Genomic DNA, 12,376 nt, shown 5'->3' with positions numbered 1-12,376 from the left:
TAATTAGATTGTCTCCCATTCACAAAAGTCTTGTTATTTCTAATGTTTTTATCAACGCGATTTCGCGATAACCATCACTTAAAACCTTATAATATTATAAAGAATCCCCCGAATCTGCAATTTAGGATTGGAATTGAGTAATGAATCTGCTATAATACTAAAAGTTCTGGATATTTTTAACTGTTCAGCCAAAGACTAAGAAGCAGGATATTTATAAAATCGGAAGGGATGGAAGCATGCTGAATAATAAATCTATTTTGATTACAGGCGGCACAGGGAGTTTCGGCAAAGCATTTACCAGGTATATTCTGGGGCATTATGACCCCAGAAAGATTATCATCTACTCCCGCGATGAATTTAAGCAGTTTATCATGCAGAATGAGCTGAAGGAATATGCCTCAAAGCTGCGTTTTTTCATTGGCGATGTGCGTGATAAGGAGAGACTGCGCAGGGCTTTTGAGGGAGTGGATTATGTGATACATGCGGCGGCTCTGAAGCAGGTCCCTGCCTGCGAATACAATCCGGCCGAGGCGATTAAGACCAATATCAACGGGGCCCAGAATGTGATAGATGCGGCTCTGGACAGCGGTGTGAAGAAAGTGGTGGCACTGTCCACGGACAAAGCGGTGAATCCGGTGAATCTGTACGGCGGAACCAAACTGGTGTCCGATAAACTGTTTATTGCGGCCAATGCCTATGCCGGTGCGAAGGATATCTGTTTTTCCATTGTACGGTATGGAAATGTGGCCGGAAGCAGGGGATCGGTAATTCCGCTCTTCCATAACATTGTTGAGAAGGGCGGTACCGAGCTGCCCATTACGGATTATCGCATGACCCGTTTCTGGATCAGCCTGCAGCAGGGGGTGGAGCTTGTGGTGAAGGCGCTGGAAGAAGCAAAGGGAGGCGAGACCTTTATTTCGAAGATTCCTTCTTTTAAGGTGACCGACCTGGCGGAGGCGATGCTGCCGGGGTGTAAAATGTCGGAGGTGGGAATTCGAGAGGGAGAAAAGCTGCATGAAATCATGGTGACGGTGGAAGACTCCATGAATACGTATGAATATGACAGGCATTTCATCGTATATCCCCAGATGGTCTGGAGTGAGAGACAGCGTGCTGTCCCCACGGGGAAAAAGGTTCCGGAAGGGTTTTCATACAGTTCGGGCAATAATACAGAGTGGCTCGATGTGGAAGAGATTCGTGAATTGTTGAAATCAGTTCGATATGAGTGAGGGGAAATGTCGGACAGGCTATGAATAATGGGTAAGAACGGGAGGAAGTTCTATATGGAAGAAAGAGAAATTAATCTGATAGATTTACTGGTCGATATTATGCTGCACTGGAGAGGCATCCTTGTATTTATGCTGATTGCGGGAATTGCCATGGGCGGATTCAGTTATGTGCGGTCCGGACGTAACAGCGGCTCAGCGGTTTCTCCAAAGGGCAGCGATCCGAAAGAGGAGTGGGAGGATGCGGAGGCATACAGAGAGTTTCTGGAGGAAGAACTGACAGAGCCGGAGAAAATAAGTGTATATTCTGTCCTGCAGAGTGAAAAGCAATATCAGGATACTCTGGATTATATCAACAATTCTGTTCTGATGCAGGCGGACCCGCAGAAGGTAGAGAAGGCAGAGCTGATTTTCAACGTAGCGGCAGAGGATCCCGGAATGACTATCAGCCTGACCAATCTGTACGACGCATTGACCACCGGAACGGGATTTTACGAGTGGCTTGCGGATAAGAATGACATGTCTTCTTTCGAGGTCAGCGAATTGATCAGTGTCAGAAGACAGTCAGGAATTCTGGTGATCGAAGGCAGCGAACCGGAGATTGTAGGAAAAGATACATTAAAAATTACCATTCTGCATGCCGACCAGAAAAAGTGCAGGGCGCTGGCAGCGTCTGTAATAAAGTATCTGGACAGTCAGCATGACAAACTGGTACAGACGGTTGGTGAATATGAGATAGAGCTGGTGGATCAGATCTTTTCAACAGTGATGGATGTGGGCCTGACGAATCAGCAGAACAGTTACAACAATACGGTGCTTTCCCTGATGTCATCTGTTGCCAGTGCAAAGGAAGCGTTTACCGATGATCAGAAAGCACTTTATTATCTGATGAAGGGCGAAGATGTGGAAGAGAGTAAGGAGGATGAAAAAGAAGAGGAAACCTCCGACTCTGAAACGGAAACAGCTGAACAGAAGTCTGTCCGGCCGGCAGCGCCTTCAGTCAGCCTGAAGTATGTGGTATTGGGGATGTTCCTGGCAGTGTTTGTTTATGCCTTTGTGCTGTTCTGCAGGTATGTTTTCAATGGGAAGCTTCGTGCCACGGACAATCTGGGAGAGCTGTATGGAATTTCACAGCTGGGACTGATTCCCGGAGAGCAGGAGAAGAAAAAGTTTCTGGGCTTTGTGGACAGATGGATTTTGTCATTGCGGGATCGGAATAAGCGGAAATTCACCGCAGCGGAAGCAATGGAACTGGCGGCAGCCGCCGTTAAGATATCCGCGGGGAAGAATATGCTTGACACAGTCTACATGATCGGATGTAACCTGAAGGAAGGCGCATTGGAATTGTGCGGGCAGGTAAAGGCAAAACTGGAGCAGGAGAATATTCAGGTACAGGTATTGGACAATGTACTTTATAATGCAGAGACTCTGGAACAGCTGGAAGCAGCCAAAGGGGTTGTGCTGGTGGAGAAAGTCGGTTCCACCTTATACACAGAGATTGCAAAAGAGCTGGAACTGCTGAAACGGCAGGAGATTCGGGTTCTCGGAGGAATTGTTGTGGAATAGCGCAGAAATCATTTTACAGGAAAGCAGTTCTGTTTCAGGAAAGGAAGAGAAAGCATGAAACGCGAAGGCCGACTGCGGGTAAACTGGTGTAGAATATGGTATATGCTGTGCTTTTTTGCCCTGGGTATCATTGATCAGAGGAGAGGAAGCGCGCCTGGAAACGTGCAGATGACTGCAGCAAATCTGACAGGTCTGGTGATTGCGGCAATGTTAATGCCTTCTCTGCAGTTAAAGCGGTTTCGGCATGTAATATATGGAATCTGGACAATCATAGCTGCGATTGGAGGAAGTGCCGCATGTACATGGGGCTGGGAGCATTATCTGTACAGGGACCAGTGGGTGAGCGCAGTGCTTGTGATTGCGGTGTGGGGATACCTGCTTCTTTATATTCTGCATCTTTGCGTTTCCAGTGAGAAGGAGGCGCAGATACTGCGCAGAAAAGTGGTGAACCCCTTTTTCTGGTGTATGGAGGCTCTGTTCCTTTTCATGCTTTTTTCAGCGCACGAAGGATATATGCCTTTGATGCTGCTGGTTTTAGCAGGAGGATTTTATCTGATAGGGATTCCGAAAGCGGCACGGGAGGACTTTTTTCAGGGGATGTTAAACGGAATTATCTGCTGGTTTTTTGTGCAGCAAATCATTGCGTTTGGCTTCAGACCTTACGATTACGTCCGCTATCGCGGCTTGTATTCCGGAGAGACTCAAAACGGGCTGTTTTATATGATTGCCTATTGTGCATTCCTTGTAAAGTGGCTGTGGCTGAAGGAAAGCGGCAGACACCGGGTCTGGTCATGGATCCATTTTTTCCTGGCGGCGGGATGTGTCAGCTTTACTTTATTTACAGGCGGCCGTTCGCCTTTAGTGGGGATAGCTTTGGCCACGGTGGTGGTACTGATATGGTATGATATTGTCTGGCGGAAGTCTTTTTACAGATTGCTGCTGCACGGTGTTTTGGGGCTGGCCTGCGTGGTTGTCACTTTTCCTGTGGTTTATGGATGCATTCGGTATCTTCCCACAGTTCTGCATCACCCTGTCTGGTTTGAAGGGGAATACAACGGAAATAATGTAATGTATAATGACCCCTGGGACAGCCCAAAATACATTTCTTTTGAGACGGCAGTTGACATTAATATAGGACGCATTCTCCAGGTAATCGGTATTGATATCAGGAAATGGACTTCCGAGATACCGGGCAGTGCATGGGTAATGAGAGTATATGCTCAGGAGTCGGGGGAACTGGAAGAATCGGGTGAACAGGGAGAGCCGGGAGATACGGAAGAAAATCCTTTCAATCTGCCGGATACGGAGAGAGGAAATTCTGTAGATGTGCGGAAGGTGATTCATGTTTACTGCATTCAGCATTTGAATTGGAGAGGACATGCCCAAAGGGCCGGATTTTATATATTCGAGGGACTTCTGATAGAACATGCTCACAATATGTTCCTGGAAATCGGGTATAACCATGGGATACCGGCAGGCTTATTGTTTGTGGGAATTTATTGTTACAGCCTTATCTGGTCATTCAGGAAACGCCGGCTGGAAGGGATGTTGTGTGTAACTTTTTTGCTGGCAATTCTGGGTTACGGTATGTTTGAAATGGCTGTTGTGACGGGACAGATAACGGTATCTTTAATGGGGATATTATTCTGCCTGGCAGGGGAAAAGGACAGAGAGCCGGAGACTGCTGGGGAAAGTCGAAAAACAGAGAAAGAAGCTGTCATGGAAATGTGTCAGATGGAAAAATTCAGTGTGTGAGAATACCTCTGCGCGTGTGCAAGTGCGCCTGCGGAGGTATTTTTATATAGTTGTTTTCCTTAAAATGAATATGTTAAAAAATATTCGTCTGACAGGAGGAAAACAAAAGATGACCAAAGGGAAGGTGTACGGCTATGTGAGAGTGTCAACGGCGCAGCAGCATCAGGACAGGCAATATATTGCCATAAAAAAGTATGGTGTGCCGGAGGAAAATATTTTTGCAGACAGACAGTCTGGAAAGGATTTTGAACGGCCGGGCTATAAGAAAGTGGTAGAAACATTGCAGGAAAATGACACGTTGGTCATTAAAAGCATCGACCGTCTGGGACGGAATTTTGATGATTTGCTTGATCAATGGAGACATATTACAGTGGAAAAACAGGCGGGAATCATTGTGCTGGATATGCCGATGCTGAACTGTGGACTGGATGATCAGCTTATGGCCCGGGCAATTGGACAGATTATGTTGATTGTTCTCTCCTATCTGGCGGAAAATGAACGGATTACCACAAGGCAGAGACAGGCGGAAGGGATTGCAGCGGCGAAGCTGCGGGGAGTGAAATTCGGAAGGCGGGCCAAGGAAATCCCGGTGGAATTTGAAAATGTGAAAGCGATGTGGCGGGAAGGGCGCTGCTCAGCAACTGCAGCCGCCAGAATGTTGGGGGTGGATTTTCATACATTTAAAAAATGGATTTGCGAAGGGAGGTAAAAAAGTTCGACTATTCCCTTTTTGCATTCCACATGTTAATATAAGAAAGCCAATAGAAAATGGAGAAGGAAACTTCAGGAACGGAGACAGGTCAGATGAAGAAAACGGTTATTATTATCAATGGAAACGGCGGTGTGGGGAAAGATACCCTGTGTCTGCTCGCGGGCAGACATTTCAGGGTGCGAAATGTGTCGTCGGTTACTCCCATCAAGGAGATTGCCGGAAAATATGGAGGGTGGAACGGAGAAAAAGATCCCAAATCCCGAAAATTTCTGGCGGATTTAAAGGAATTGTTTGTGAACTATAACGACCTGCCTTTTCAATATCTTTGCAGGGAATATGAGGACTTTATGCAAAGTGGCGAAGAGCTGATGTTTGCCCACATTCGGGAAGGAGAGGAGATTGAGAAGCTGAGAAACCGGATCAAGACACCCTGTGTTACGCTGCTGGTCACCAGACAGCAGAATGCGCAGGTCAGCTGGGGGAATGCTTCGGATGACAATGTGGGCAGCTTTCACTATGATTATGTGTATGCGAATGACAGAAAGCTGGAAGAGGCGGAAGAGGATTTCTGCAGATTTCTGAGAGAGATTTTGGCAGAAGAAAAGGCTTGAGGAGGTGGATTGTGAGGGAATGTTATAGTATGGCTAAAACGGAAAAAGAAATTATGGAAGTCCTTTGGGAAGCAGGCGGACCTGTTCAGACAGGCGTGCTGCTGGAGCAGATGCGGGCCAGAGGAAGGGACTGGAAGCGTCAGACACTGAATACGCTGCTGGCCCGGCTGGATGAAAAAGGAATTGTCAGTCGCACTCATGCATTTGTGCAGGCGTCTCTGACCAGAGAGGAACTGCGGCAGAAGGAGACGCAGGATATTCTGGATGATTTTTACGGAGGGAAAATCGGAAACTTTTTTGCTGCTTTGACAGGTCATATATGTCTGAAGGATGAAGAGGTGGATAAACTGAATGACTTGATTGAACAGCTGCGTGAGCAGTAGAAAGGCAAAGACAAATGATTTATCTGCTGCTGATAACGTTTGCCGGAGGTATGCTGTTTTCCAGTTACCTGATCTGGCAGAAGATGTTTGATAACTGCCTGACAGAAGCCATGAAATACAGAGCGCTGCTGTTAGTGCTTTTGGATTATCTGGTGCCATGGGTCTGGCTGAAACGGCCGTATGAAATGTTGTTCACTGTATTTTCGGGTGGGGAAACGGTGAACCATACAGGGGTAAAAGGAATCAGCCGTGTGGCGGCCTGTCTGGCAGAACTGCCGGGAGCGAACGAAGGATGCCGGATTCTCGGAGCCGGGAACAGAAAATGGATTTTGCTGGCAGGAATAGTGTGGGGATCCGGTGTAATTGTATTATCAGCAGCAAAAATGGTACGGTATTTTTATGAGAGAAAGCTTATTATGGCTCTCACCGGGGAATGTAATGATGACGGCCTGGAAAAGCTGGTGAAGGAATCAAAGGAAGAACTGGGCTATAAAGGCCGGGTAAAACTGCTCAGAATCCCAGGTGAGAAAATTTCGCTTGCCATGGGTGTGAAGGCTCCGGCTATTATTCTGCAGGAGACAGATACGGTGCGGGAACAGAATTTCATTCTGCGGCATGAGATGCTGCACACCGTCAGAAGAGATGCACTCTTCATGCTGTTTTTGGAATTGCTTTCCTGTCTGCATTGGTTTAACCCTTTGATTTATATTCTGAGAAGAAATTTTGCATTTGTGAAAGAGACATCCTGTGACGAATGGGTGGTCCGAGGGTGCACAAAGGAAGAGTGCACGACATATGCAAAACTGATTACAGACAGTCTGGGAAGACGAAGACGGAATCTGATGATCGGCAGTGAACTTGGAAAGGATTACAGACATGCCAGCCGGAGAGTGAAACTGATTATGCAGAGAAAGGAAATAAGCCGGCTGAAAAAATGTGTGGCTGTCAGCTTCTTTGTACTGTTTCTGGCGGCTGATTCTCTGACAGCACTTTTATATCCTGCATTCTTCCTGTGAACAGAGGAATGCAGGGGATTTTGTCGATATTTGTCGATGGCTTTTTCTTTACATGTGATGATGTCGGCATTATAATTGTATTCATAAAAGGGGAAATGAAATTGGCGGCTTCCGGGATACCGGGGCTGCCAATTTCATTTTAGAAGTATTTTCTGATTGGAATTATTGGGAAAACCTGCTATAATAAACCATTAAGAATGGATACCATATATGTATGATTATCGATTCCGGTGTGAACAGTAACAGAAATACAATTAACAGGCATTGAAGATAATTGAAGATAAAGGAGATTGGTATGAGTGAAGTTAAGACAGGAGCCGGCAAGAAAAGAGCGTTGATAACAGGAATTACAGGACAGGATGGTTCTTATCTGGCTGAACTTCTGCTGGAGAAGGGGTATGAAGTACATGGGATTGTGCGGAGAGCTTCCATATCCAATACGGCTCGCATTGAACATTTGCTGGCGGAGAATGCTGTCACACTGCATGATGGTGACCTGTCAGATTCTTCATCGCTGATTAATATCATCAGTATGGTACGGCCGGATGAAATTTATAATCTGGCGGCCCAGTCTCATGTCAGAGTTTCGTTTGAGGTGCCGGAATATACGGGAGATGTGGATGCCATCGGCGTGCTGAGAATTCTGGAGGCGGTCCGGGTTCTGGGACTGGCCGGGAAGACCAGGATTTATCAGGCATCTACTTCGGAGCTTTATGGAAAGGTGGAGGAAGTGCCTCAGAGAGAGACCACTCCCTTTCATCCTTACAGCCCATATGCAGTGGCAAAACAGTATGGTTTCTGGATTGTCAGAGAATATCGCGAGGCATATGATATGTTTGCCGTGAATGGTATTCTGTTCAATCATGAATCCGAGCGGCGGGGGGAAAATTTTGTCACCCGCAAGATTACGCTGGCTGCGGGGCGGATTGCCGAGGGGCTGCAGGACTGCCTGGAGCTGGGGAATCTGGATTCGCTGCGGGATTGGGGATATGCCAGAGACTATGTGGAATGTATGTGGCTGATGCTGCAGCATGATATCCCGGAGGATTTTGTCATCGCCACGGGAGTACAGCATACAGTCAGAGACTTTGCGGAGAGGGCTTTTCGGGCAAATGGTATTCAGATTCGCTGGGAGGGAAAAGGAATTGAAGAAAAAGGCTATGATCTGGCTACAGGCAGAGTTGTAATTCGGGTGAATGTGGCCTGGTTCCGGCCTACGGATGTGGACAATCTCCTGGGAGATCCGTCCAAGGCCAGGACCGTACTGGGCTGGAATCCGCAGAAAACCAGCTATGAGGAGCTGGTGCGGATTATGGCGGAGCATGATCGTGCGCTGGCCAGAAGGGAAGCGAAGATAAAGCGGGCATTGGAGGAAGCGTAATATGAAATATGACTATTTAATCGTGGGTGCCGGCCTGTTTGGAGCGGTATTTGCCCGGGAAGCGGCAGGAAAGGGCAGAAAATGCCTTGTGGTGGAGAAGAGAAATCATATTGCAGGCAACATTTACTGCGAGGAAATTCACGGGATTCAGGTGCACAGATACGGAGCGCATATTTTTCATACATCAGATAAGAAAGTGTGGGAGTATGTCAATGAATTCGCGGAATTCAATCATTATATCAATTCTCCCATAGCCCGTTACAGAGATGAGCTCTATAACCTTCCTTTTAATATGAATACTTTCAGCAAAATGTGGGGAATTGTCACGCCACGGGAAGCCCGGGATATCATTGCGGCGCAGATTGCCGACCTGCACATTACCGAGCCGAAGAATCTGGAGGAGCAGGCGTTGTCTCTGGTGGGGAGAGATGTATATGAGAAGCTGATCAAGGGTTACACAGAGAAGCAGTGGGGCCGTGACTGTAAGGAGCTGCCCTCCTTTATCATCAGGCGGCTGCCTCTGCGTTTTACCTACGATAATAATTATTTCAACGACAGATATCAGGGGATTCCGGTGGAGGGATATACCAGGCTGGTGGAGAAGCTGCTGGAAGGAACGGAAGTGCGGTTGAACACAGATTATCTGGAGCATCGGGAAGAATTGAACGGTCTGGCAGATAAAATTATTTATACCGGGATGATTGACCAATATTATGATTACTCTCTGGGAGTGCTGGAGTATCGCTCGGTTCGTTTCGAGACGGAGGAGCTTGAGACGGAGAATTACCAGGGCAATGCGGTGGTGAATTATACAGAGCGCGAAGTGCCGTATACCAGGATTATTGAGCATAAGCATTTTGCTTTCGGTACACAGCCGACCACAATTATTTCCCGGGAATATTCCAGTGAGTGGAAAAAGGGAGACGAGCCCTATTATCCGGTGAACAATGACAAAAACGACAGCCTGTACGCACAGTACCGCGCCATGGCGGACCGGGAAGAGCGGGTCATTTTCGGCGGCAGGCTGGGCAGCTATAAATATTATGATATGGATAAGGTAATTGCCGCTGCTCTGGAATTGTGCGGGAAAGAGCTGTAAGAGGGATAAACGGATGAACATCATTTTGTTATCGGGGGGAAGCGGGAAACGCCTGTGGCCTCTGTCCAATGATATACGCTCCAAACAGTTTGTCAGAATGCTCACCAGCGAAGGCGGTGAGACAGAATCCATGCTGACCAGAGTTTACCGTCAGATTACAGCGGTTGACAGGGAGGCAAGGATTACAGTGGCTTCCAGCAGGAAACAGGCCAGCATGATTAAAAATCAGCTGGGAGACAGAGTCAGGATTTGTGTGGAACCCTGCCGCAGAGATACCTTTCCCGCCATCTGCCTGGCTGCCTGCTACCTTCGGGATGTGGAGAGGGTCAGCGAGGATGAGATTGTGGTAGTGTGTCCTGTGGATCCTTATGTGCAGGATTCTTACTTTGAAGCCTTCAAAGAGCTGGAGAAGCTGGCGGAGAAAGGGGATGCCAACCTGGTTCTGATGGGAATGGAGCCCACTTATCCCAGCGAAAAATACGGCTACATTATCCCGGAGTCTCCGGAACGGGTAAGTCATGTGAGAGCTTTTCAGGAAAAGCCGGACGCGGATACCGCACAGAAGTATATAGAGCAGGGCGCGTTGTGGAATGGCGGTGTGTTTGCCTTTAAGCTGGGGTATCTGCTGGATAGGGCCCGCGAGAGAATGGGATTTGCGGGCTATGATCAACTGTATGAACAGTATGAAGAGCAGGAGAAGATCAGCTTCGACTATGCGGTGGCTGAACGGGAACATGCGATTCAGGTGCTTCGCTATCCGGGGGAATGGAAGGATCTGGGAACCTGGAATACGTTTTCCGAGGCTATGAGCGGGCATACTCTGGGGCGGGTGACGCTGAACGATACCTGTGAAAATACCCATGTGATCAACGAGCTTAATATTCCGATCCTCTGCATGGGATGCAAGGATATGGTGATTGCCGCCAGCAGTGACGGCATTTTGATTTCAGATAAGGAACAGAGCAGTTATATCAAGCCTTATGTGGAGAAGCTGGAGCAGCAGGTGATGTATGCGGAAAAGTCATGGGGCAGCTTCACGGTTCTGGATGTGCAGGAGGACAGCCTGACCATCAAGATTGTACTGCTGCCCGGACATGGGCTGTATTATCATAGTCATGAAAACAGGGATGAAGTGTGGACTGTCATGAGCGGCAGCGGGTATGCCGTGATTGACGGCGAGAAGAGAAAGGTAGGCCCCGGGGATGTGATATCCATGCCTGCGGGCTGCAGGCATACCATAGTTGCGGACAGCGAGCTGAAAGTGACAGAAGTACAGCTGGGACGCGATATCCGGGTGGAAGATAAACGAAAATATGAAATGCCGCCCGAGGCTGACGCAGAGCGGGAATAACAGGTCTGTAGGGATAGAGTCAGAGAAGGCAGGAGGATGAAGCAATGGAAAAACTGGCGATTTTCGGCGGCTGCCCGGTACGGGAGAAACCGATATTTTACGGAAGACAGTGTATTGAACAGGATGACATAGACGCTGTGGTGGAGACTCTGAAGAATGACCTGATTACCTGCGGGCCCAGGGTGGAGGAGCTGGAAAAGAAGCTTTGCGAAGTCACAGGGGCGAAATATGCCGTTGTTGTGGCCAACGGGACAGCTGCGCTTCACCTGGCGGCGCTGGCGGCCGGATTTGGACCGGGAGATGAAGTGATTGTCAGTGCCATCACTTTTGCAGCATCTGCCAATTGTGTGCTTTATTGCGGCGCAAGACCGGTATTTGCCGATATCAGACCGGATACTTATAATATTGACCCGGAAGCGGTGAGAAAGCTGATTACGCCCCGGACGAAAGGTATAGTGGCTGTAGATTTCACCGGACAGGCTGTGGAGCACGATGCACTGCATGAGATTTGCAGAAAGCACAATCTGACTTTCATTGAGGATGCGGCCCATGCCATCGGCACGAAATACAGAGGACAACCCATCGGAAGCATTGCTGACATGACCTGTTTCAGCTTTCATCCGGTGAAGACGGTTACCGGCGGAGAAGGGGGCGCAATTACCACCAACGACGAAGTGCTGTACCGGAGGCTGATGAGAGTCCGCACTCATGGAATAACGCGTAATCAGGAGGAAATGGTTCACCCTGATGATGCAAAATGGTATAACGAACAGGTGGAGCTGGGATATAATTACCGCATGACAGACTTTCAGGCAGCGCTGCTTCTGAGCCAGCTGAATAAGCTGCCTAAATTTTCCGCCCGGCGGAAAGCGATTGTAAAAAAGTATGATGAGGCTTTTTCTCAGATGCCGGAGATTGTGGTGCAGAGAGAACTTCCCGAGTCCGATACCACCAGGCACCTCTATATTCTGCGGCTGAATCCTGAGAGGCTGAACTGCAGCAGAAGAGAATTTTTCGATGCGCTGTATGCGGAGAATACCTGTCCTCAGGTACATTATCTGCCGGTTTACTGGCATTCTTATTATGAGAAGCTGGGGTATGAGAAGGGATTGTGCCCCACTGCGGAGAAATATTATGAGGAAGCCATGAGCATTCCTCTTTATTACGGACTGACGGACGAAGATGTGGAAGACGTTATCATGGCGGTGAAGAAAGTTGTTCAATTTTACCGAAGGTAAGGTGGATTTTCAATGTGCTATGCCGGCGTGGGGGAAAG

Annotated in this window: 11 protein-coding genes; all 11 read left to right on the top strand. The window is 48.1% G+C overall.

Translation table 11 applies throughout. The features are described 5' to 3' along the window. Window positions 1-236: 236 nt before the first annotated feature. The 11 genes from pseB (at window position 237) to pseC (ending at window position 12,338) form a co-directional block, all read left to right on the top strand. Window positions 237-1,229 carry a UDP-N-acetylglucosamine 4,6-dehydratase (inverting) gene (gene pseB / locus NSB25_RS13665; RefSeq protein WP_103240202.1) on the top strand — a complete coding sequence of 331 codons (993 nt, stop codon included), beginning with the start codon at window positions 237-239 and terminating at the stop codon, window positions 1,227-1,229. Between the two features lie 54 nt (window positions 1,230-1,283). After that, entirely contained in the window at window positions 1,284-2,792 is a 1,509-nt protein-coding gene (locus NSB25_RS13660; RefSeq protein ID WP_103240201.1) for a hypothetical protein, read from the top strand. Window positions 2,793-2,846: 54 nt separating this feature from the next. Continuing rightward, window positions 2,847-4,547 (top strand): hypothetical protein, encoded by a 1,701-nt coding sequence (locus NSB25_RS13655; RefSeq protein WP_103240200.1) that lies wholly within the window; start codon window positions 2,847-2,849, stop codon window positions 4,545-4,547. A gap of 109 nt (window positions 4,548-4,656) precedes the next feature. Next, window positions 4,657-5,256 (top strand): recombinase family protein, encoded by a 600-nt coding sequence (locus tag NSB25_RS13650; RefSeq protein ID WP_103240309.1) that lies wholly within the window; start codon window positions 4,657-4,659, stop codon window positions 5,254-5,256. Window positions 5,257-5,351: 95 nt separating this feature from the next. Further along, window positions 5,352-5,870, top strand: a complete 519-nt coding sequence (locus NSB25_RS13645; RefSeq protein ID WP_103240308.1) for a hypothetical protein — start codon at window positions 5,352-5,354, stop codon at window positions 5,868-5,870. Between the two features lie 11 nt (window positions 5,871-5,881). Further along, window positions 5,882-6,253, top strand: a complete 372-nt coding sequence (locus NSB25_RS13640) for a BlaI/MecI/CopY family transcriptional regulator (protein WP_146040060.1) — start codon at window positions 5,882-5,884, stop codon at window positions 6,251-6,253. A 14-nt stretch (window positions 6,254-6,267) separates the two neighbouring features. Beyond that, entirely contained in the window at window positions 6,268-7,269 is a 1,002-nt protein-coding gene (locus NSB25_RS13635; protein ID WP_103240198.1) for a M56 family metallopeptidase, read from the top strand. Window positions 7,270-7,564: 295 nt separating this feature from the next. Then, complete coding sequence (gmd, locus tag NSB25_RS13630) at window positions 7,565-8,650, top strand: GDP-mannose 4,6-dehydratase (RefSeq protein ID WP_103240197.1); 1,086 nt, start codon at window positions 7,565-7,567, stop codon at window positions 8,648-8,650. 1 nt (window position 8,651) lies between these two features. Beyond that, on the top strand, window positions 8,652-9,749 hold the full coding sequence (glf, locus tag NSB25_RS13625; protein WP_103240196.1) for a UDP-galactopyranose mutase: 1,098 nt from the start codon (window positions 8,652-8,654) through the stop codon (window positions 9,747-9,749). Between the two features lie 13 nt (window positions 9,750-9,762). Further along, window positions 9,763-11,100 (top strand): sugar phosphate nucleotidyltransferase, encoded by a 1,338-nt coding sequence (locus NSB25_RS13620; protein ID WP_103240195.1) that lies wholly within the window; start codon window positions 9,763-9,765, stop codon window positions 11,098-11,100. Window positions 11,101-11,144: 44 nt separating this feature from the next. Beyond that, a complete protein-coding gene (gene pseC / locus NSB25_RS13615; protein ID WP_103240194.1) occupies window positions 11,145-12,338 on the top strand; it encodes a UDP-4-amino-4,6-dideoxy-N-acetyl-beta-L-altrosamine transaminase in 1,194 nt (397 codons plus the stop codon). Window positions 12,339-12,376: the final 38 nt, after the last annotated feature.

This window comes from Acetatifactor muris (genome assembly GCF_024623325.1).
In the GTDB taxonomy this organism is placed as follows: domain Bacteria; phylum Bacillota; class Clostridia; order Lachnospirales; family Lachnospiraceae; genus Acetatifactor; species Acetatifactor muris.
This window is presented reverse-complemented; position numbering and strand designations above follow the sequence as displayed.